The organism is Pseudomonas sp. 3A(2025), from assembly GCF_054589175.1.
The window spans coordinates 42403-64652 of sequence record NZ_BAAILM010000004.1 but is presented as its reverse complement, the minus strand read 5'-3'; the positions used below and the strand labels follow the sequence as shown (position 1 = coordinate 64652).

Sequence of the window (22250 nt, the reverse complement as noted above, 5' to 3'; positions counted from 1 at the left end):
ATGAACCTGCAGTTCATGACCTTCGCCGTGATCGGGGTGTGTAACACCCTGATCCACGCAGGCGCCGTTATTGTCGGGGTGGAATACCTGCATTTCAGCCCGACACTGGCCAACGGCGTTGCTTTCATGATCGCCAACCTGGTGTCCTATTTCCTCAATAGCGCCTTTACCTTCAAGACCTCGACAAGCCTGTACAAGTACTACCGGTTCTTTGTGGCCTCGTTGCTGTCGTTGGGGCTGACCCTGCTCATTGCCTACATCGGCACGCTGTTGCAGGTGCACTATCTGTTCAGCCTGCTGGCGGCGATCTTTGTCGTGCCGGTGCTCAACTTCTTCGTGCTCAAGGCCTGGGCGTTCTCCAAGTAGTCAATCCTGCGCCATGAACATCTTTTGCTGTCATTGTCCATGGTGCACTTCGGATGTTTCTTCATAAGGCCGATTGACGCTTGCTCCACGTCCTGAACCTTGCCCTTAACGCCCTCTGTACCGGTACTTCGAGTACTCGATGGCAGGCTAGGCTCAGTGGAATCAATATCGCCATGAACAGTAACAGCATCCACGGGCTGTAGAAGACTTCCCGGCCATAGCCGAACCGCTCAGCCGCCATAACGAACAGGATTTGCAAAGGAAAATGCAGCAGGTAGGACGAGTAACTCAAGTCGCCCGCCATAGCCCAGGATTTCATTAACCCAGGCTGCTGCCAGGAGAGCGAAGCGATGAACATCACTCCCAGCGGAAAGGCTACGCCCATGATGAAGTAGTTATTACGGTTTGCCGTAGTGGCTACAAGGGTCCAAGCCAGAACACTTAACAGTAGGGTTACGGCGCAAATAATCTTGGCGGTGAACAACCGGTCCGCAACCTGCATGGCCAAAAAGGCCAGACCACCGCTAAAGAAGCAGAGCAGTCCGCTGCCTAATTTATAGTTCAGTGGGTAGATCATGTAGCCGGTAATGAGCAAGCATGCTGCTAACGGATACCGAAATTTTCCAGTCAGGCAAATCAGGAAAAACAGAGCGTAAAGCAGACATTCGACTGACACCGACCAGACTGGTGCGTTAAATGACCAACCCGCCTCGAATCCCCACGCAGGCATGAGCAGTACATTGAGCAATGCATGATAGCCGTCATTGAATGCATAGACGAAGGGTTCGGAATGGCGCTGCGTAAAGACCCACTGCAAGCCTAGAACCAGCAGAAATGTCGCAATATGCAGAGGATAGAGACGACTGAAACGGTCCATGAAAAACTGCTTTGCTGGCAGGTCGCGCTGGTCGATCTGGCGTGAGAACAGCCAAAAAAACACGAACCCCGATATGACGAAGAACAGTTCGACTGCCAATGAGCCGTGTCGGTAGAACAACGACAGCGCGTCGAAAAATGGCTGTCGGGCCATGTCAAAATTTACGGGTTGAGCACCGATGTAGAAAAAGTGCTGCCAATGCCAGAAGACCACCGATAACGCTGCAATACCCCGCAGTACGTCCAGTGAATAGATACGTTCGGGCCTGTTCGGCATACAGTGGCTCTCAGTATGACTAGCGCAAGATTTTGCCAGCCACTTTCCAGAGGTCTGGAAAGTGGCTGGCATCAGGCTTGTGTCTATGTTGCTTCGTTCGCGGCTCAAGCCGCGTTTACAGGGGGAGAGAATTATCTGTCAGCACAGCCTTGAGCTGTTCGGCACTCTGCTCCCAGGTCAGCCAGGACATGGCTGACGACGCCGGGTGTTCGCCGGCCTGGTAGAGGGCCAGCCAGTCGACGACCGCAGCGCTCAGGTCGGCGGGGTTCAGGCCGCTGAAGTAGAACGCATGCTCGGCGGCGATTTCACGGAACACCGGCAGGTCGCGAATGATCATCGGCATGTGGTGCTGGGCGGCCTCGATCAGCGGCAGGCCGAAGCCTTCGCCTTCGGAGGCGGCGATCAGGCAGGTGGCGGCCGAATAGACTTTTTCGAGGTATTCGTCGCTGATGCCTTCGAGCCAGAACAGTCGCTTGCCGCTTTCCGGGTGCGATTCCAGGCGGGCCACCAGGGCATCGACCAGCCAGCCACGCTTGCCGATGATGACCAGGGTGACTTCGTGGCCTTGCGCCCACAGCGTTTCAAAGGCCGACAGGGCCTGGGCATGGCCCTTGCGCGGCTCGATGGTGCTGACCATCAGAAAGCTGGGCTGGTGGCGCAACAGGTCGAGCAATTGCGGCGCGTCGTCAGGCAAGCCGGTGGACGGCAGGCTGTTGTCGATGTCGGCGCCCAGGTGGAAGCTGCTGACGCGGGGCTGGTTACCGACATACAGTTGCGGGTGCTGGTCCAGCCAGGTCTGCAGCTCGTTGGCCACCGCACCCGAGATGCAGATCAGGTTGCTGCCGGCCAGGGCGATCTTGTGCAGCCAGTCGTTGAACATGTCGCCGGTCGGGTGTGGCCACCAGTCCGGGCGATGGTGCAGCAACAGGTCGTAGACGATGTAGCTGATCTGCACGCCCATCAGGCGCATCTGGTGATGCAGCGGGTAAAGCTGATTGGCCAGGTGCATGTTCAGGTCCAGGGACAGATAAATGTCGTCCTGGGCGAAGTCGATCAGTGCATCCTCGGTCTCGGGGAATGGCGGGTGTATGCGCGCCGTGTAGGCATTGGCGTAGTAGTAACGGCCTTCGGCGTAATACACCGGGCGCACGTTCAGCCCGTCTGGCGGGGCACTGAGGAACTCGTGCAGCAGGCTGCGCACCACGCGCTGGATACCGGACTTGGCGTCGCTTTGCACAATGCTGGAGACGTCGAGCAACAGTTGCCGCTGGCCTTTTTCGGCGAAATTGAACGCGATGCTTTTCGCCACATGAAACAGTTCTGCATCACTGGGTGTTGTATCGGTCAGGGCCACCAGGCGTTGTAGCAACTCGCTCGGCGCAGTATCCGGCAGCTCGGCTGTGCGAGGCTGATGGCGTTGCTCAAGGGCGGCGATGGCCTTTTGCGCAGACGCGTCCCAGGAAAACTTCGTGCACTGCTGGCGGGCGTTATCGATCAGGCGCTGACGGAACGCTTCATCTTCCAGCCCCTGAGTCAGTCTGGCGGCAATGGACTCGACCGACAGCGGGTCGAACAGCGCCTCGGCGCAGCCGATGACTTCCGGGACGCTGCTGCTGTTGGAGCCGATCACGGCCGCACCGCAGGCCATGGCTTCGAGCACCGGCAAACCAAAGCCTTCGTGCACGGACGGGAACACGAACAAGGTGGCCTGCGAGTACAGGCCAATCAGGTCCTGGTCGTTGACGTAGCCGGTCAGCACCAGTTCGCTGGGGCGGATGGCAAATTTTTCTGCCAGCGCCTGCAACTCGGCCCGCTGCGGCGCGTGCAGTTTGCTGGCGATGACCAGCGGGTAACGGCTTTTCAGCTCATCGCTCAGGCGGCTGTAGGCTTCAAGCAGGCGCGCAAAGTTCTTGCGCGGGTCGAAACCGCCCGGCGCGTAGAGAATGAACGGGGCCTGGATGCCCAGGCGTTGCAGGCGCTCGGCGCCACGGGCCTGATCGTCGTCGGCTTTGAACTGCTCGCCGATGGCCGCCGAGATATTGGCAATACGCTGCGGATCGATGCTCAGGTTGTCGATGGCTTCCTGGCGCGACGAGTCGGAGATGGCCAGCAGGGTGTCGGCGTTCTTCAGCCAGTCGATCTTGCGCTGGTAGTACGCCTGCTGCTCTGGGGTTGCGAGGTATACCTCTTTGTTCAGCAGCGGGATCAGGTCGTAAAGAACCGTGGCGGTCGGGTAAGAGGCCGGGACCGCGCCGATCGAGGTGACGGCGTTGGACAGGTAGCCTTCAAACAGGCTGCTGACCAGCACCACGTCGGGGTTCAGGGTGGCGAGAAAGCTTTCGCGCAGCACTTCGGCGGCGCGTACGCTCCAGGGGCTGGCACTGGCCACTTCGGGCACAGTGAACACCCGGATACGTTGCGGGTCGATCAAGCCGGCAAAGGCGGCGCGGAGATCGGAAAGGCTGTCGGCCAGCTGGGCGTTGAGCACCAGCCATATTTCATGTTCGCCGGCGTTGCGTGCCATGGCTTGGGCCAGCGACAGCGAATAACGGCCGATGCCACGAAAACGGCTGTCGGACTGGGCGCCTTGCAGATCGATGACAATACGCATCAACGGTTTTCCTTGCGCTCGAAGGCTTGCTTGAGTTCGGCATAAACGTGAGCCACGCGCGGGCTCGGGTGTGTGAAGTCGCCTTCAGGCGACTGCGTTGCCGCGATGATGGGGTTCAGGTCGCTCAGGGCCGGCTCGATGATGCCGTGGTTCAAGGCGAACTGCCTGATGCGCTGGAACAGGCCGGGGTGCGCCTTGATGAACGTGTTGACGCGCAGGCTCAGTGCCGGACGGTCGAGCACAAAGCGCATCGAGCGGTACATGACCGAACGCGCCCCGCGTTTGGGCAGCCGCAGCGACCAGCGCGCCACGCGCATGGCAAAACGAAAGGGCTTGGTGATGCGCCACGAGCCGCTGTTGAGCAGCGCGCTGATCTGCCCCTGATAGGCCACATTCTGCGCCCGCAGGTCGCCGATTTCAGAGTAGATGCGCTCGAACTCGGCGTTGACGCGCAAGGATTCCTGATGGCGTTGCTCGACTTGTCCGACGGCGAATTCTTCGATCTGCTGGCAACGCAGGTGGGCCTGTTCGGCACGCTGACTGAGTTCATGCAACTGGGCATGCTGGCTGGCTGCACGGGCTGCAAGCTCATGCACACTTTCTTGCAGGTGCTCGATCTGTGCGCTGGAGCGCGTCACTTGATGGTCATAACGGGTAGCCAGCAGGTCCAGCGACAGCCCGTAATCGCGTTCGAAAGCCGCGTCGAAGGCCTGCATCTGTTCGGCAGGTGCCTGCTTCTGCGCCACAACGGCGTAGTCGGGGCTGACGCCGAACAGGACGCTGACCAGGTTGACATGTTCGCCTTCGGCCAGCGGTGCAGGCTCTTGCAGGCGCAGCACCTTGGAGCGCTCAAAACCGCAGTATTCGGTCAAAAAGCTCAACAGCAGGTGCGGGATCGGCCGTTCGTGGCTGGGGTCCAGATAGAAATACTGGGCCCCGACCACCAGGTTTTCCGCGTTCGGCGTTTCCAGAATCAGCAGCCCGCCGGGTTTGAGCACCCGCATGGTTTCGCTGATCAGGTCCTTGAGGACTTCAAACGGGATGTGCTCGGCGACATGAAAGCCTGAGACAACGGTCAGGCTCTCATCGGGCATGCGCTTGAGCATTTCCAGCGCATCGCCTTGCTCGACCGGCAAGCCCAGTTCATGGCAGGCCTCGAGCATGCCGGCATCGAGGTCAACACCCAGCGGGTCAAAACCGTTGCGTTGCAGGATTTCGAGCCACTCGCCACGGCCACAGCCAACGTCCAGCGCCTTGCGCTCGGGGTACAGCTGTTTGAGCGGTTCGAGGAACGGCACATAGACTTGCTGGCGCTCGTGGATCAGCTCACGCGAGCCACGATGGCGGTCTTCGAACGCACGGTAGAAAGAAAAAGGCGCACTCATCGTTGGCACTCCACGCTCGGCGGAATCCAGGCCAGGCCGACGAACTCGCTTTGCGAAATATTGACTACGTTGAACACCAGGCTCATATCCACCCATTCGTAATTGCGGGCCAGATGGCTGTCGGTGGTGTGCAGCGCAACGGCCACCGAATACGACCCGACGCCAAGGTTGGCGATGAAGTTGAACGAATACCCCGGTGTTTCACCGGCCTGCAGATCGTGCAGCGAGCAGCCCAGGTGATGGGTATTGGTGCCGAATACCGGCTGGCCGAGACGGTCCTTGATCAGGTAGCCCACCACCAGTTCAGGGATGGCGCTGTTGACCTGGGTCTGTACACGCAGCGACACCGCCTCGCCGACGCTGACATATTCAATGCGCTCACCGGCGGCGTTATGCAGGGTGACCGCACCAATACTGGCCTCACCGCTGCCGGAGCGAGTCTGCACGGAGCCATCTTCAAGCTCACGCACCTCGACTTTGGAGTTTTCTTTTTCGGCAATCAGGGCGTTGTAGAAATCCATGACTTCTTCGGGGTTGCCGTCTTTGATGACGGTGCCTTTTTCCAGCAGGATCGCCCGGTCGCACAGGGCCTGGATCGAGCCGCGGTCGTGGGAGACGATCAGCAGCGTGGTGCCCTGACGCTGAAATTCACGAATGCGCTCGAAGCTTTTGTGCTGGAAGTAGCTGTCGCCGACCGACAGTGCTTCATCGACGATCAGGATGTCGGGACGAAACGCTGTGGCCACGGCAAACGCCACGCGCATCTGCATGCCGCTGGAGTAGGTGCGCACGGCGTCGTCGAAGTAAGTGCCGATTTCGGCAAATGCGGCTATATCGTCGATAACGGTGTCGATCTGGTCGGCATTGAAGCCCATCAGGCCGGCGGCATGGTAGACGTTCTGGCGCCCGGTCTGGTCGGCCGAAAAGCCCATGCCCAACTCCAGAATCGCGGCAATACGGCCGTTGACCTGTACGTTGCCCTCGGTGGGCTGCAAGGTGCCGGTGATCATTTTCAGCAGGGTCGATTTGCCGGCGCCGTTCTGGCCGACGATGCCGATGGCTTCACCGGGCTCGATGTTGAAGCTGATGTGCTTGAGTACCCAGTGCTCTTCGCGGGCCTTGACCGGCATGCCGAACCAGCTGGCGATGCGCTGCAGTTCGCTGGTGTAAGTGCGGTAGGCCTTGCCCAGGTTGTTGACGGTCAGCAGGCTCATAGGACGTCCACCATTTCAGGTGCAGCGCGGCGAAACATGAACAGGCCCAGGCCCAGCAGCACCACGGCAATGGCGGCGGTCAACCAGAGGCTTTGCAGGTCCGGGGCGCGGGCGTAGACCAGCACGTCGTGGTAGGCGCTGACGATCGGGAACATGGGGTTCATGGCCATATAGCCTTTGTATTCGTCCGGGATGATGTTGAGCGGATAGACCACCGGGGTGAACCAGAACCAGATCTGCAACAAAATCGGGATAACCTGACCCACATCGCGCACGAAGACGTTGAGCACGCCGATGATCAAACCCAGGCCGACGGCCAGTGCCGTGACGACCACGGTCAAGGGAATCAGCCAGAGCATCTGCCATTGCGGCCACTGGCCCAGCAGGGCGAATACCGCCAGTAGCGCGACAAATAGCAGCAGGTAGTTGAGCAGGCACGAGCCCACCACGATCACCGGCAGGGTAATGCGCGGAAAGCGCATTTTCTTCATCAGGTTGCCCTGGTCGATGAACAGGGTCAGGCAGCGGCCGATGATTTCGGAGAACAGGCTCCAGGCCAATATCCCGGCCATCAGGTACAGCGCGTAGGCATACTTGTTTTCAATGCCGGGCAGTTTGGCCGCCAGCACGTTGGAGAGCACCAGCGCATAAATCGCAACTTGCGCCAGCGGGTTGATGATCATCCACAGGCCGCCCAGGCGACTGCGGGAAAAACGGGCGGAAAATTCATTGCGAATGGACGAAAACACGAAGCCTCGGTAACTCCATAGGCTTCTAAACAACTCCAACATTCATGACTCCTGATAAGGGCAAGACCTGGCGGTCTCACGCTTGAAATGGTGTTTCGGAAGAGGCCTTTCGCAGGCCTGCCCTCGGGTGACAAAGTCCTTTGCACGGTGGGCAGCGAAACGCAGAAAAGCCAAAAAGGAATTTCCGGAGGCGCACTATATCGCCTTCACCGCAATAGTCACCGATTAGTCTCTTGAAGCGCGGGGTTGGATAGGGTGTCGGGGCATTGGTTCATCGTTGTGAACAGAGGCCGGGAATTAAACAGTCGATCAGGTGTCAGTTAGCCACTAATTTACCTTGACGCACTGTTCGCCCAAAGAGCCTGTACGGTTTCAATACGGCCCTGACAGCATCAGACACATGGCTTGGCGGGTCGTATATAAGCGGCCTAACCTGTATCATCGCGTCCTTTCGTTTACTGGCCGATCCTTGCGCCAGTCGTCTTTGACTACCCATTCTTTTTAATGGAGTAAAACCCCCAGCATGAAAGCAATCGTTACCGGCATCACAGGTCAAGACGGCGCCTACCTGGCCGAACTGCTCCTCGAGAAGGGCTATACCGTCTACGGTACTTACCGCCGTACCAGCTCTGTCAACTTCTGGCGTATCGAAGAGCTGGGCATCCAGAACAACCCTAATCTGCACCTGGTCGAATACGACCTGACCGACCTTTCTGCCAGTATTCGTTTGCTGCAAACCACCGAAGCCACCGAGGTTTATAACCTCGCCGCACAAAGCTTCGTGGGTGTGTCGTTCGATCAGCCGGTCACCACCGCCGAAATCACCGGTCTGGGCGCTGTGAACCTGCTCGAAGCGATCCGTATCGTCAATTCCAAGATCCGCTTCTACCAGGCATCGACCTCGGAGATGTTCGGCAAGGTCCAGGCCATCCCGCAGATCGAGAGCACGCCGTTCTACCCGCGCAGCCCGTATGGCGTCGCCAAGCTGTACGCGCACTGGATGACCATCAACTACCGCGAGTCGTACGGCATCTTTGCCACCAGCGGCATCCTGTTCAACCACGAGTCGCCACTGCGCGGCCGTGAGTTCGTGACCCGCAAGATCACCGACTCCGTGGCCAAGATCAAACTGGGCCTGCTCGACAAGCTCGAACTGGGCAACATGGATGCCAAGCGCGACTGGGGCTTTGCCAAGGAATACGTCGAAGGTATGTGGCGCATGCTGCAAGCCGACGAGCCGGACACCTTCGTGCTGGCCACCAACCGTACCGAAACCGTGCGTGACTTCGTCAGCATGGCGTTCAAGGCAGTCGGCATCACCCTCAAGTGGGAAGGCAAGGACGAAGCCGAGCAAGGCATCGACGAAGCCACCGGTAAAGTGCTGGTCGCGGTCAATCCGAAGTTCTACCGCCCTGCCGAAGTCGAGCTGTTGATCGGCAACCCGGCCAAGGCCAAGGAAGTGCTGGGCTGGGAGCCCAAGACCAACCTTGAAGAGCTGTGCCGCATGATGGTCGAGGCGGACCTGCGCCGTAACGAAAAAGGCTTCTCGTTCTGATGACTATCGCCGGTAAGCGTGTCCTGATTACAGGTATCAATGGCTTTACCGGACAGTTCATGGCCGCCGAGCTTGCCGCTCGCGGCTGTGAGGTGGTCGGCACCGGAAGCCAGCCTTCGAACAGCGCCGGTTACTACCAGGCGGACCTCACGGACGCCGAAGGCTTGCGCACGCTGCTGGCCGATATTCAGCCGGACATCGTCGTGCACCTGGCGGCGCTGGCCTTTGTCGGGCATGGCGCGGCGGATGCGTTCTATCAGGTCAACCTGATCGGCACCCGCAACCTGCTGGAGGCCATCGCGGCCTGCGGCAAGACGCCTGACAGCGTGTTGCTGGCCAGCAGTGCCAACGTGTATGGCAATGCGTCCAGCGGCCTGCTCGACGAGTCGACCCTGCCGGCGCCGGCCAACGATTACGCGGTGAGCAAGCTGGCGATGGAGTACATGGCCAGCCTCTGGCACGGCCGCTTGCCGCTGATCATTGCCCGCCCGTTCAATTACACCGGCGTCGGTCAGGCCGATAACTTCCTGTTGCCCAAGATCGTTTCGCACTTTGTTCGCAAGGCCGACACCATCGAACTGGGCAACCTGGACGTCTGGCGCGATTTCAGCGATGTGCGCGCGGTGGTCAGTGCCTACCGCGGCTTGCTGGAAAGCCAGCCGATCGGGCAGACCATCAACGTCAGCTCCGGTGTGACCCACTCGCTGCGTGAAGTCCTGGACATGTGCCGGGACATCACCGGCCAGGCCATCGATGTGCAGGTCAACCCGGCGTTTGTGCGGGCCAACGAGGTCAAGACCCTGTGCGGCGACAATAGCCGTCTGCGCTCACTGGTCGCCGACTGGCAGACCCCGCCACTTCGGGAAACCCTGAGCTGGATGTTGTCTGCTCGCTGACTTGCCCGACACCGATTCCGTAGGAGCGGCTTCAGCCGCGAATGGCATTACCACAAATCGGTGGTGCCCCATTCCCGGCTAAAGCCGGTCCTACGCGGTTCGCCGCCCGCACGCCCCGACAACGAGTTCTCCCATGAAGGTATTGCACTTCTTCAAGACCTATTACCCCGACACCACCGGTGGTATCGAACAGGTCATGTTCCAGCTTTGCCAGGGCAGCCGCGCGTTTGGCGTGGAGGGTCAGGTGCTGACCTTGAGCCCGAACCCCTCGCCTGAACGTATTCAGGTGGCCGACCACCCGGTCGTACGGGTCAAAGAGAACTTCAACCTGGCTTCTACCGGCTTTTCGTTGTCGGCGTTCTCGACCTTCAAAGCCATGGCCGCCGAAGCGGACCTGGTGCACTTTCATTTTCCGTGGCCGATGATGGACCTGGTGCATTTTGCCACCCGCCATGGTCGTCCAACGGTGCTGAGTTACCACTCCGACATCATCAAGCAGCGCACCCTGCTCAAGCTGTATGCGCCGCTGATGAACCGCATGCTGGGCAGCATGGACCGCATTCTGGTCGCCTCGCCCAATTACCAGCGCACCAGCGAAACCCTCAAGCCGTTTGCCGACAAGACCGTGGTGGTGCCGTACGGGCTGGATGAAACCGCGTACCCACAGGTTTCAGCCGAACGCCAGGCGCACTGGCAGGCTCAGGTGCCGGACAAGTTCTTTCTGTTCGTGGGTGTGTTGCGCTATTACAAAGGCCTGAGCACGCTGCTCGATGCCCTGGAGGGCGTGGATTACCCGGTGCTGATTCTGGGTGGCGGGCCGCAGGAGCAAGAGCTCAAAGCCCAGGCCGAACGCCTGCAATTGCGCAATGTGCGTTTTCTCGGCCGTCTGGACGACGAAGACAAAGCCTGCCTGCTGCAACTGAGCCATGCGCTGGTGTTTCCTTCGCACTTGCGCTCGGAGGCCTTCGGGATTTCGCTGCTGGAAGCGTCGATGTACAGCAAGCCGATGATCTCGTGCGAGATCGGCACCGGCACCACCTTCGTCAATATCGACGGTGAAACCGGGCTGGCCGTGCCCCCGGAAAATCCGCAGGCACTGCGTGAGGCTTTAAAGCGCTTGTGGGACAACCCCGAAGAAGCTGCCCGCTTCGGCGCCCAGGCCCGGGCGCGTTTTGAGGCGATGTTTACCGCACAACGCATGTGCGAGCGCACCGTCGAGGTTTACAGACAACTGGTCTGAAACCTCTCGGCAGGCCTGGTATTACGCGTAAGGCTTGATCACCAGGCCCTGGCCGGTCGGCAATTCCAGAACGGTCAAGCCAAACGAGGCCAGCAACGGGTCTTCGGCGGCTTTCTGCGAGCCGTAACTCCACCAGCCGTAATCGTCGAGCACCAGCACGGCACCGGGCACCATGTTCGGAACGATGCGTTTGAGCGCTTCGACTTCAGCCGGGGCCTGGTTGAGGTCGACGTGGGCAAAGGCGATTTTCTCGGGAAAGCCCTTTTCGAATGAATCCGGCACATAGCCCTGAATCACCTGCACGAAGGGGTAGTTCGCAAAGCGTTCCTTGACCTGATTGTACAGCTGCGGGCCGTGCTCGGGCATCGCGTGGTGTTCGTCGGTCTCTTTATGTTCGAACGCATCGTACAGATAGTACTGCTTGCCACTGGAGGCCATGTCGATGCGATCGGCAATGACATTGGCAGTGTTGCCCTTGTACGCCCCGACTTCGACGAAATCACCCGGCAGGCTGCGCGCCAGGGTGGCGAAGTGGCAGAGGATATAGGTGCGCCAGATGATCGTCATTTCGATGTTGGAGGTGGCGTTGCGACGCATGATCTCCATGAAGCCTTCATCGGTCATGAAGCTGAAGTTGCGGTTCCAGCAGATGACATTGTCGGAGCTGTAAAAGCTGTCCGGGGTGGCGACGCTTTGGCGCAGGCCTTCGAGGCTGTGCTTGAACAGTGGCAGGTTGGTGATGTTGAAGTTGTCGCCGTTCACGATCATTGCTGTTACCTCAGGTTTATTTGCCCACATCGCAGGGCGCCTCGATTGGCAGCATGTGCCTGCCAGCCGGAAAAATGCTGTTTGACCCGAATCCGATCAAGACCCTTGCTGGATAGCGCGAGGCTGGGGGGATAACGTCCTGCGTGCTGTGCGCCGACGGACGGAGGTTCCAGCGCACACTAGGGGAAGAGCCACAGAGGGTCAAGGTGGTGACAGGCCTTGCATGGCTCTGCACCGCTGATCGTCTGCCGCTGGAAATGGCGTTCAAAAAACAGTAATAGCCATGTGATATCATCCTTGTCTGGACCTTAGCCTCTAAAAATGAGCTTTTTAATAACCAAAAAACAAAAAAAGGCAAAAAGCCATATAAAAAGTTCTTAATGTTTCTTTAGCCTCGGTCGCTAACGAGGACACATGGGCTACCCATTCTTTCCATCAAGCTAAGGCGGCAACGCTGACAGCGCGGTTAATCATCTTAAACAGGATGCGTATATGAGCTTTATTTCTTCGTTGACGCCCGCGCAAATTGCTGCCTTGAGCACCGATACCATCGCCGGACTTGCAACCGAGGACATTGCTGCCTTCAGCACCGATCAGGTGGCAGCATTGACCACGGCACAAATTGAGGTCATCACCGGTGTCAATCTGGGCACGTTCTCCGCCGATCAACTGCCAGGGTTCACCACTGCCCAGGTTGTGGCCCTGACCACCGATCAGATCGGCGCGCTGAAAACCGCCCAGATCGTAGCCCTGACCACCACTCAGGTGGCAGCCATTGAAACCGACGACATCGCTGTCTTGTCCCTGGCCAGCCTGAACGCGCTGACCACCGCACAGACCGCAGCGCTGACCACTGATCAGATCGTGGCCCTGACCAGCACCCAGGTGGCAGGCCTGACCACCACTCAAGTCGTGGCGCTGACCACCGCTCAAGTGGCAGCCATTGAAACGGACGACATCGCCGCCCTGCCGGTCAATAAAATTGCGGCACTGACCACCGCCCAAGCGGCGGCATTGACCACTGATCAAGTGGTCGCCTTGACCACCGCTCAAGTGGCAGGTCTGACCATCGAGCAAGTCGCCGCCTTGACCACCGGTCAGGTTGCTGCCCTGGAAGCCGTCGACGTCGCAGCCCTGACCACCGCTCAGGTCGTGGCCCTGACCACCGCCCAAGTGGCTGCGCTGACCACCGATCAAGTGGCGGCCCTCAAGAATACCCAGATCGCTGCGCTGGAAACCGCCGATGTAGCGGCCCTGACCACCGACAGCATCGTGGCCCTGAGCAGCACCCAGGTCGCGGCCCTGACCACTGCCCAGGTGGCTGCCCTGACCACCGGCCAGGTCGCGGCCATTGAAGTCGCTGATATCGTGGCCCTGACCACCGCGCAGGTCGCGGCGCTGACCACCGCTCAAGCGGCAGCGTTGACCACCGATCAAGTGGTCGCCTTGACCACCGCTCAGGTCGCCAGCCTGACCACCGCCCAGGTCGCGGCCCTGACCACCGGTCAGGTTGCTGCTCTGGAAGCCGTTGATGTCGCGGCCCTGACCACCGCTCAGATCGTTGCCCTGACCACCGCGCACGTAGCCAACCTGACCACCGAGCAAGTGGCGGCCCTCAAGGCTACGCAGATCGCTGCCCTGGAAACCGTGGATGTCGCGGCGCTGACCACCGGCAGCATCGTGGCCCTGAGCAGCACCCAGGTGGCGGCGCTGACCACTGCCCAGGTCGCAGCACTGACCACCGGCCAGGTCGCGGCCATTGAAACCGCTGATCTTGCCGGTCTGTCGACCGCCAGCATTGCCGCGCTGACCACGGCTCAAGCGGCGGCATTGACCACCGCTCAAGTGGTTGCCTTGAGCACCGCTCAGGTCGCCAGCCTGACCACCGCCCAAGTGGCCAACCTGACCACCGCTCAAGTCGCGGCCCTGGAAACGGTCGATGTCGCGGCGCTGACCACCGCTCAAATTGTTGCCCTGACCACCGCGCACGTGGCTAACCTGACCACCGCTCAAGTCGCGGCGCTCAAACCTGCCCAGATCGCCGCGCTGGAAACGGTCGATGTCGCTGCCCTGACCACCGCTGGTATCGTTGCCCTGAGCAGCGCCCAGGTGGCGGCGCTGACCACTGCCCAGGCCGTCGCCCTGACCACCGCCCAGTTGGTTGCCATTGAAACGGCTGATATCGGCGCGCTGTCGACCGCCAGCGTTGCGGCGCTGACTACCGCTCAAGCGGCGGCATTGACCACCGCTCAAGTGGTTGCCTTGAGCACCGCTCAGGTCGCCAGCCTGACCACCGCCCAAGTCGCCAACCTGACCACCGCTCAAGTGGCGGCTCTGGAAACGGTCGATGTCGCGGCGCTGACCACGGCTCAAATCGTTGCCCTGACCACCGCCCACGCAGCCGCCCTGACCACCGCGCAAGTGGCGGCCCTCAAGCCTGCCCAGATCGCCGCGCTGGAAACCGCTGATCTGGCGGCCCTGACCACCGCCGGCATCGTGGCCTTGAGTTCCACTCAAGTAGCCGCCCTGACCTCTGCCCAGGCAGCCGCCCTGACCACCGCTCAGTTGGTTGCCATTGAAACGGCTGATATCGGCGCGCTGTCGACCGCCAGCATTGCCGCGCTGACCACGGCTCAAGCGGCGGCTTTGACCACCGCTCAAGTGGTTGCCTTGAGCACCGCTCAGGTCGCCAGCCTGACCACCGCCCAAGTCGCCAACCTGACCACCGCTCAAGTTGCGGCTCTGGAAACGGTCGATGTCGCGGCGCTGACCACCGCTCAAATCGTTGCCCTGACCACCGCCCACGCAGCCGCCCTGACCACCGCGCAAGTGGCGGCCCTCAAGCCTGCCCAGATCGCCGCACTGGAAACCGCTGATCTGGCGGCCCTGACCACCGCCGGCATCGTGGCCCTGAGTTCCACTCAAGTCGCTGCCTTGACCTCTGTCCAGGCCGCCGCCCTGACTACCGGTCAGGTCGCCGCCATTGAAACGGCTGATATCGCCGCCCTGCAGGTGGCCAGCGTTGCAGCACTGAGCACTGCCCAGACCGTCGCGCTGACCACCGGCCAGGTCGTTGCCTTGAGCACCGCTCAGGTAGCAGGTTTGACCACAGCCCAGGTTGCCGCCTTGACCACCGCCCAGGTCGCCGCACTGGAAACCGCCGATGTCGCCGCCTTGACCACCGCTCAGGTTGTCGCGCTGACCACCGGCCAGGTCGCTGCGTTGACTACCGGCCAGGTCGCCGCGTTGACCACTGCCCAGATCGCAGCGCTGGAAACCGCCGATGTGGCAGCACTGACCACCGGCAGCATCGTGGCCCTGACTTCGGCTCAGGTAGGCGCGCTGACCTCTGCCCAGGCCGCCGCTCTGACTACCGGTCAGGTCGCCGCCATTGAAACCGCTGATATCGCCGCCCTGCAGGTGGCCAGCGTTGCAGCACTGAGCACTGCCCAGACCGTCGCGCTGACCACCGGCCAGGTCGTTGCCTTGAGCACCGCTCAGGTAGCAGGTCTAACCACGGCGCAAGTGGCCGCATTGACCACTACCCAGGTCGCAGCACTGGAAAACGCTGATGTCGCCGCCCTGACCACCGCTCAGGTTGTCGCGCTGACCACCGGCCAGGTCGCTGCGTTGACTACCGGCCAGGTGGCCGCGTTGACCACGGCCCAGATCGCCGCGCTGGAAACCGCTGACGTCGCCGCCTTGACCACCGGTCAAGTCGTTGCGTTGAACGCAGCCCAGGTAGCAGCCCTGACCACGGCCCAGGCCGTCGCCCTGACCACTGCTCAGCTCGTTGCCATTGAAACCGCTGACATTTCGGCCTTGTCGGTTGCCAATATTGCCGCGTTGACCACCGCTCAGGCGGCCGCGTTGACCACTGATCAAGTGATCGCCTTGACCACCGCTCAGGTAGCAGGTCTGACCACCGCTCAAGTCGCGGCGCTGACCACTACCCAAGTTGCAGCACTGGAAACGGCCGATGTGGCTGCCCTGACCAATGCCCAGATCGTGGCCTTGACCACTGCGCAAGTGGCCAACCTGACCACTGCTCAGGTCGCTGCCCTCAAGACTTCGCAGATTGCAGCAATGCAAACCGTCGATGTGGCGGCACTGACCACCGACAGCATTGTGGCGCTGACCACTGCCCAGGTGTCCAAGCTGACCACCGCGCAAGTGGCCGCGCTGACCACCGCCCAGGTTGCAGCACTGGAAACGGCCGATGTCGCGGCCCTGACCAACGCTCAGATCGTGGCCCTGACCACCGCTCAAGTGGCCGCATTGACCACCGGTCAAGTGGCTGCCCTCAAGACTGCACAGATCGCAGCGATGCAAACGGCTGATGTGGCGGCCCTGACCACCGACAGCATCGTGGCCCTGACCACCGGCCAGGTGGCCGCGCTGACCACCGCCCAAGTGGCCGCCTTGACCACCGGTCAAGTGGCTGCACTGGAAACGGTGGATGTCGCAGCGCTGACTACCGCTCAGATCGTGGCGCTGACCACGGCCCATGCGGCCAACCTGACCACCGATCAAGTGGCTGCACTCAAGACTGCCCAGATCGCTGCGCTGCAAACCGTCGATCTGGCGGCCCTGACTACTGGCAGCATCGAGGCCCTGACCACCGCTCAAGTGGCTGCATTGACCACCGCTCAAGTGCGGGCGTTGACCACCACTCAAGTAGCGGCCATTGAAACGGCTGATATTGCAGCACTGACCACGGCTCAGGTCGCCGCGCTGACCACCGCTCAAGCGGCCGCGCTGACCACCGATCAAGTCGTTGCCTTGACCACCGCTCAGGTAGCGGCGCTGACCACCGCGCAAGTGGCCAACCTGACTACCACTCAGGTTGCAGCGCTGGAAACCGCCGATGTCGCGGCACTGACGACCGCTCAGATCGTGGCCCTGACCACTGCACACGTGGCCAACCTGACCACCGAGCAAGTGGCGGCGCTCAAGCCTGCCCAGATCGCAGCGTTGCAAACCGTCGATCTGGCCGCGCTGACCACCGCTAACATCGAAGCCCTGACCACGGCTCAGGTAGTGGCCCTGACCACGGCCCAGATCGCGGCACTGACCACCAGTCAAGTCGCTGCACTGGAAACCATTGATGTTGCCGCGTTGACGACCGCCCAGGTCGTGGCGCTGACCACCGCTCAGGTGGCCAACCTGACCACCGATCAAGTGGCGGCCCTCAAGCCTGCCCAGATCGCGGCGCTGGAAACCGTGGATGTCGCAGCCCTGACCACCGGCCAGGTTGTTGCGCTGACGTCTGCCCAGGTCGCAGCATTGACCACCACACAAGTGGCCGCTCTGACCACCGCTCAGGTCCGCGCGATCGAAACCGCTGATGTGGGTGCTCTGACCACCGCTCAGGTAGCGGCTCTGACCACTGCTCAAGCGGCTGCATTGACCACTGATCAAGTGATCGCCTTGACCACCGCTCAGGTGGCTAGCCTGACCACTGCTCAAGTGGCTGCACTGACCACTACCCAGGTTGCTGCACTGGAAACTGCTGATGTTGCAGCGCTCACCACCGCCCAGGTCGTGGCGCTGACCACCGCTCAGGTGGCCAACCTGACCACCGCTCAAGTGGCGGCGCTCAAGCCGACCCAGATCGCGGCGCTGGAAACTGTCGATGCGGCAGCCCTGACCACTGCACAGGTCGTCGCCTTGACCACCGCCCAGGTGGCAGCACTGACCACCGATCAAGTGGCCGCACTGACCACCACTCAAGTCGCTGCGCTGGAAACCGTTGATGTCGCAGCCCTGACCACCGCTCAAGTCGTGGCCCTGACCAGCGCTCAGGTGGCCAACCTGACCACTGCTCAAGTGGCAGCGCTCAAGCCTGCACAGGTTGCTGCGCTGGAAACTGCGGATGTCGCGGCCCTGACCACCGGCCAGGTGGCAGCACTGACCACTGAACAAGTGGTCGCGCTGAAAACCGCTCAAATCGCTGCGTTGACCACCGCTCAGGTAGCGGCCATCGTCACGGCCGATATCGCGGCCCTGCCGGTCGCCAGCATCGCGGCACTGACCACTGCCCAGGCGGCGGCGTTGACCACCGCTCAGGTCGTAGCCCTGACCACCGCCCAGGTGGCAGGTCTGACCACTGGTCAAGTGGCAGCGTTGACCACCACTCAGGTTGCAGCGATGCAAACTGTCGACGTGGCGTCGCTGACCACTGCTCAGGTCGTGGCATTGACCACTGCCCAAGTGGCCAACCTGACCACCGCGCAAGTGGCAGCTCTTAAAGTGGCTCAGGTCGCAGCGCTGGAAACCGCTGATGTCGCGGCGCTCACCACCGCTCAGATCGTTGCGCTGACCACCGGTCAAGTCGCGGCCCTGAAAACCAATCAGGTCGCCGCCCTGACGACCGCCCAGGTCGCCGCCCTGCAAACCGTCGACCTGGCCGCTCTGCCGGTCGCCAGCATTGCTGCCCTGACCACCGCGCAAGCGGCCGCTCTGACCACCGCTCAAGTGGTGGCGTTGAGCACAGCCCAAGTAGCCGGTCTGACGACCGCTCAAGTGGCGGCGTTGACCACGGCTCAAGTCCGCGCGCTGGAAACCGCTGATGTGGGCGCTCTGACCACCGCTCAGATCGTGGCCCTGACCACTGCTCAAGTGGCCAACCTGACCACCGCCCAAGTCGCGGCGCTCAAACCTGCCCAGATCGCGGCGCTGGAAAACGCCGATGTTGCAGCGTTGACCACCGCTCAAGTCGTGGCGCTGACCACCGCCCAGGTGGCGGCACTGAAACCTGCTCAGGTCGCTGCGTTGACCACCGCTCAAGTGGCTGCCCTTGAAACGGTCGATCTCGCTGCCCTGCCGGTTGCCAGCATTGCCGCTCTGACCACCGCGCAAGCGGCTGCTCTGACCACCGCTCAAGTGGTTGCCTTGAGTACCGCGCAAGTGGCCGCGTTGACCACCGCTCAAGTGGCCAACCTGACCACCACTCAGGTCCGCGCGCTCGAAACCGTTGACGTCGCGGCCTTGACCACCGCTCAGATCGTGGCCCTGACCACTGCGCAAGTGGCCAACCTGACCACCGCTCAAGTGGCGGCGCTCAAGCCTGCCCAGATCGCGGCGATGGAAAGCGCCGATGTCGCGGCACTGACCACCGCTCAATTCGCAGCACTGACCAGTGCTCAAGTAGCCGCGCTTAAAACCACCCAGGTCGCGGCACTGAGCACTGCCCAGATCGCGGCCATGGAAACGGCTGATCTTGCGGCCTTGCCAGTGACCAGCATTGCTGCCCTGACGACCGCTCAAGCGGCGGCGTTGACCACCGCTCAGATCGTTGCCCTGACCACCGCTCAGGTGGCGGCGCTGACGACTGCGCAAGTGGCCAACCTGACCACCACTCAGGTCGCGGCAATGCAAACCGCTGACGTGGCTGCACTGACCACCGCTCAGGTCGTGGCGCTGACCACCGCCCAGGTGGCCAACCTGACCACTGCGCAAGTGGCGGCCCTCAAGCCGACCCAGATCGCAGCGATGCAGACTGTCGATGTCGCAGCACTGACTACCGGCAGCATCGTGGCCCTGACCTCCGCCCAGGTGGCGGCCCTGACCACGACCCAGGTCGCAGCCCTGACCACCGCTCAGGTCCGTGCGCTCGAAACCGCTGATGTGGGCGCGCTGACCACGGCTCAGGTCGTGGCGCTGACCACCGCTCAAGTGGCCAACCTGACCACCGCTCAAGTGGCGGCGCTCAAGCCTGCCCAGATCGCGGCGATGCAAAACGCTGATGTCACGGCGTTGACCACCGCTCAGATCGCGGCACTGGGCAGTGCTCAAGTCGCTGCGTTGAAAACTACCCAGATTGCTGCCCTGACCACCACGCAAGTGGCGGCTATTGAAACGGCTGATCTGGCAGGCCTGGCGGTTGCTACCATTGCCTCGCTGAGCACTGCTCAAGCGGCAGCATTGACGACCGCTCAAGTGGCGGCGTTGAGCACGGCTCAGGTGGCGGCGCTGACCACCACTCAAGTGGCCAACCTGACCACCACTCAGGTTCGTGCGCTGGAAACCGTTGATGTGGCGGCGCTGACCACCGCTCAAGTGGTTGCCCTGACCACCGCGCAAGTGGCCAACCTGACCACCGCGCAAGTGGCGGCGCTCAAGCCTGCCCAGATCGCCGCGATGCAAAACGCCGACCTCGCGGCGCTGACCACCGCGCAAGTGGCGGCACTGACCACCGCTCAAGTGGCGGCGCTGAAAACCGCCCAGATCGCTGCCCTGACCACTACTCAGGTAGCGGCCATTCAAACCGCTGATCTCGCGGCCCTGCCGGTCGCCAGCATTGCAGCGCTGACCACCGCTCAAGCGGCGGCGTTGACCACCGCTCAGATCGTGGCGCTGACCACGGCCCAGGTAGCAGCGTTGACCACCGCTCAAGTGGCTAACCTGACCACCACTCAGGTCCGCGCGCTTGAAACTGCGGATGTGGGCGCTCTGACCACGGCTCAAGTCGTTGCGCTGACTACCGCTCAGGTGGCCAACCTGACCACCGCGCAAGTGGCGGCCCTCAAGCCTGCCCAGATCGGTGCGATGCAAACTGCAGATCTTGCAGCCCTGACCACCGCTCAGGTTGTAGCCCTGACCACCGCTCAGGTGGCCGCGCTCAAACCTGCTCAGGTCGCTGCTTTGACCACTGCGCAGGTGGCCGCACTGGAAGTTACCGATCTAGGCGCATTGACCTCCGCTCAAGTGGCTGCGCTGACCACCGGCCAGGTCGCCGCGTTGACTACCACGCAAGTGGCCGCGTTGAAAGTGGCTCAGATCGGTGCCCTGGAAACCGCTGATGTAGCGGCCCTGACCACCGCGCAAATCGTCGCCTTGAGCACCGCTCAGGTCGCCGCGCTGAAAACCACTCAGCTCGTTGCCCTGACGACCACTCAGGTCGCTGCGCTGCAAACGGCTGACATCGCGGCTCTGTCGGTTGCCAGTGTGTCGGCGCTGACCACCGCTCAGACGGCTGCCCTGACCACCGCTCAGGTCGTCGCGCTGAGCACTGCTCAGGTCGTCGCGCTGAAAACGGCCCAGATCGCCGCTCTGACCAACACTCAGGTTGCTGCTCTGGAAACCGCTGACATCGCTGCCTTGACCACCGCTCAAGTGGTCGCTCTGACCACCGGCCAGGTCGCGGCCCTGACTACCGCGCAGATCGTGGCCTTGAAATCGACGCAGCTCGCTGCGTTCCAGACCGCCGATATCGCGGCCCTGACCACCACTCAGATCCGTGCGATCGAAACCGTTGACCTGGCGGCGATCACCACCGCTCAAGTCAAGGCCTTGACCACTGCGCAAGCGGCGGCCCTGACCACTGAACAACTGTCGCACCTGAAAATGACCCAGGTCGATGCCTTCACCACCGCGCAGCTGCAAGCCATGAGCGCGGCCCAGATCGACGCGCTGGCCTTGTCCACGCCGCTGGTTCTGGACCTCAACGGTGACGGCGTGCAGACCACGCACCTGGTGGCCGGTACGCGCTTTGACCTCAATGCCGACGGCCATAAAGAAGCCACCGGCTGGACTGCCGGCGGCGACGGCCTGCTGGTGCTGGACGTCAATGGCGATGGCAAGGTCAACGATGGTTCCGAGCTGTTCGGTTCTTCGTTCCGCCTGGCTGACGGTTCGCTGGCCAAAGACGGCTTCGACGCCCTCAAGAGCCTGGACAGCAACAACGACGGCGTGGTGAACGCCGCCGACCATCTGTTCGGCGCTCTGCAGGTCTGGGTCGACAGCAACAACGACGGCATCAGCGATGCGGGCGAGCTGCACAGCCTGAAAGACCTGGGTATCACCCAGTTCAATCTGGAGGCGGCGACCACCACCGAGCTGAACCACGGCAACCTGATCGGACTGCACAGCAGCTTCGAAACCAGCGATGGCCAGTCGCACACCATTGCTGACGTGTGGTTCCGCACCGATGCCAATGGCGGCGAGTCCATCGACCTGACCAAGCTGGATGTCTCGGTCGTGGGTGCCCATGCCCTGGGCGCCATCGACCTGGCTGCCGACAACGGCGCGACCACGTCGCTGACCCTCGATGCCAACGCGGTCAGCCAGCTTGGCCAGGCCGGCCAGGTGGATCTGGGCAACGGCGCTGCCGCACCGGTGCAGATGATCATCAACGGTGATCAGAACGACAGCGTGCATATCCAGGGCAACGCAGGCGAATGGCAAGCAGCAGGCACGGCAACAGTCGATGGCACGAGCTACAACGTGTTCAACGACGGTGACGTGCAAGTGCTGGTCGCCACCGATGTTCACACTTGGATTAGCTGATATTCAGTGTTAAACCTTTGATA

At 61.6% G+C, this 22250-nt stretch carries 11 protein-coding genes; 5 read left to right on the top strand and 6 right to left on the bottom strand.

Features of this window, described 5'->3' with window-relative positions:
* Positions 1–366 carry a GtrA family protein gene (locus ACYP2A_RS01185; RefSeq protein ID WP_459741996.1) on the top strand — a complete coding sequence of 122 codons (366 nt, stop codon included), beginning with the start codon at positions 1–3 and terminating at the stop codon, positions 364–366.
* A 61-nt stretch (positions 367–427) separates the two neighbouring features.
* Here ACYP2A_RS01185 and ACYP2A_RS01180 read toward each other — a convergent pair whose 3' ends face one another.
* From ACYP2A_RS01180 to ACYP2A_RS01160, 5 genes are read right to left on the bottom strand one after another with little or no spacing between them, the layout of a single operon-like run.
* Positions 428–1591 (bottom strand): acyltransferase family protein, encoded by a 1164-nt coding sequence (locus ACYP2A_RS01180; RefSeq protein WP_459741995.1) that lies wholly within the window; start codon positions 1589–1591, stop codon positions 428–430.
* A gap of 43 nt (positions 1592–1634) precedes the next feature.
* A complete protein-coding gene (locus tag ACYP2A_RS01175) occupies positions 1635–4130 on the bottom strand; it encodes a glycosyltransferase family 4 protein (RefSeq protein ID WP_459741993.1) in 2496 nt (831 codons plus the stop codon).
* A complete protein-coding gene (locus tag ACYP2A_RS01170) occupies positions 4130–5515 on the bottom strand; it encodes a class I SAM-dependent methyltransferase (RefSeq protein ID WP_459741991.1) in 1386 nt (461 codons plus the stop codon). Before ACYP2A_RS01170 ends, ACYP2A_RS01175 begins: the two co-directional genes overlap by 1 nt.
* A complete protein-coding gene (locus ACYP2A_RS01165) occupies positions 5512–6729 on the bottom strand; it encodes an ABC transporter ATP-binding protein (RefSeq protein WP_459741989.1) in 1218 nt (405 codons plus the stop codon). The genes ACYP2A_RS01170 and ACYP2A_RS01165 overlap by 4 nt, the downstream gene beginning before the upstream one ends.
* Positions 6726–7520, bottom strand: a complete 795-nt coding sequence (locus ACYP2A_RS01160; protein WP_459741987.1) for an ABC transporter permease — start codon at positions 7518–7520, stop codon at positions 6726–6728. The genes ACYP2A_RS01165 and ACYP2A_RS01160 overlap by 4 nt, the downstream gene beginning before the upstream one ends.
* Before the next feature lie 481 nt (positions 7521–8001).
* Between ACYP2A_RS01160 and gmd the strand changes: the two genes are divergently transcribed.
* The 3 genes from gmd (at position 8002) to ACYP2A_RS01145 (ending at position 11169) form a co-directional block, all read left to right on the top strand.
* Entirely contained in the window at positions 8002–9033 is a 1032-nt protein-coding gene (gene gmd / locus ACYP2A_RS01155) for a GDP-mannose 4,6-dehydratase (protein WP_459741985.1), read from the top strand.
* A complete protein-coding gene (locus tag ACYP2A_RS01150) occupies positions 9033–9929 on the top strand; it encodes a GDP-mannose 4,6-dehydratase (RefSeq protein WP_459741983.1) in 897 nt (298 codons plus the stop codon). The genes gmd and ACYP2A_RS01150 overlap by 1 nt, the downstream gene beginning before the upstream one ends.
* Before the next feature lie 133 nt (positions 9930–10062).
* On the top strand, positions 10063–11169 hold the full coding sequence (locus ACYP2A_RS01145; protein ID WP_459741981.1) for a glycosyltransferase family 4 protein: 1107 nt from the start codon (positions 10063–10065) through the stop codon (positions 11167–11169).
* A gap of 21 nt (positions 11170–11190) precedes the next feature.
* On the opposite strand, the gene ACYP2A_RS01140 is transcribed toward ACYP2A_RS01145, so the two are convergent.
* Entirely contained in the window at positions 11191–11937 is a 747-nt protein-coding gene (locus ACYP2A_RS01140; protein ID WP_459741979.1) for a class I SAM-dependent methyltransferase, read from the bottom strand.
* Between the two features lie 492 nt (positions 11938–12429).
* Here ACYP2A_RS01140 and ACYP2A_RS01135 point away from each other — a divergent pair, with 492 nt between their 5' ends.
* Positions 12430–22227 (top strand): beta strand repeat-containing protein, encoded by a 9798-nt coding sequence (locus ACYP2A_RS01135; RefSeq protein WP_459741978.1) that lies wholly within the window; start codon positions 12430–12432, stop codon positions 22225–22227.
* The last annotated feature ends 23 nt before the right edge of the window (positions 22228–22250 follow it).

Excerpts from the sequence above, each read along its gene's own strand:
- ACYP2A_RS01185 (WP_459741996.1), top strand. The coding sequence starts at position 1 with ATGAACCTGCAGTTCATGACCTTCGCCGTGATCGGGGTGTGTAACACC.
- ACYP2A_RS01180 (WP_459741995.1), bottom strand. The coding sequence starts at position 1,591 with ATGCCAGCCACTTTCCAGACCTCTGGAAAGTGGCTGGCAAAATCTTGC.
- ACYP2A_RS01175 (WP_459741993.1), bottom strand. The coding sequence starts at position 4,130 with ATGCGTATTGTCATCGATCTGCAAGGCGCCCAGTCCGACAGCCGTTTT.
- ACYP2A_RS01170 (WP_459741991.1), bottom strand. The coding sequence starts at position 5,515 with ATGAGTGCGCCTTTTTCTTTCTACCGTGCGTTCGAAGACCGCCATCGT.
- ACYP2A_RS01165 (WP_459741989.1), bottom strand. The coding sequence starts at position 6,729 with ATGAGCCTGCTGACCGTCAACAACCTGGGCAAGGCCTACCGCACTTAC.
- ACYP2A_RS01160 (WP_459741987.1), bottom strand. The coding sequence starts at position 7,520 with ATGTTGGAGTTGTTTAGAAGCCTATGGAGTTACCGAGGCTTCGTGTTT.
- gmd (WP_459741985.1), top strand. The coding sequence starts at position 8,002 with ATGAAAGCAATCGTTACCGGCATCACAGGTCAAGACGGCGCCTACCTG.
- ACYP2A_RS01150 (WP_459741983.1), top strand. The coding sequence starts at position 9,033 with ATGACTATCGCCGGTAAGCGTGTCCTGATTACAGGTATCAATGGCTTT.
- ACYP2A_RS01145 (WP_459741981.1), top strand. The coding sequence starts at position 10,063 with ATGAAGGTATTGCACTTCTTCAAGACCTATTACCCCGACACCACCGGT.
- ACYP2A_RS01140 (WP_459741979.1), bottom strand. The coding sequence starts at position 11,937 with ATGATCGTGAACGGCGACAACTTCAACATCACCAACCTGCCACTGTTC.
- ACYP2A_RS01135 (WP_459741978.1), top strand. The coding sequence starts at position 12,430 with ATGAGCTTTATTTCTTCGTTGACGCCCGCGCAAATTGCTGCCTTGAGC.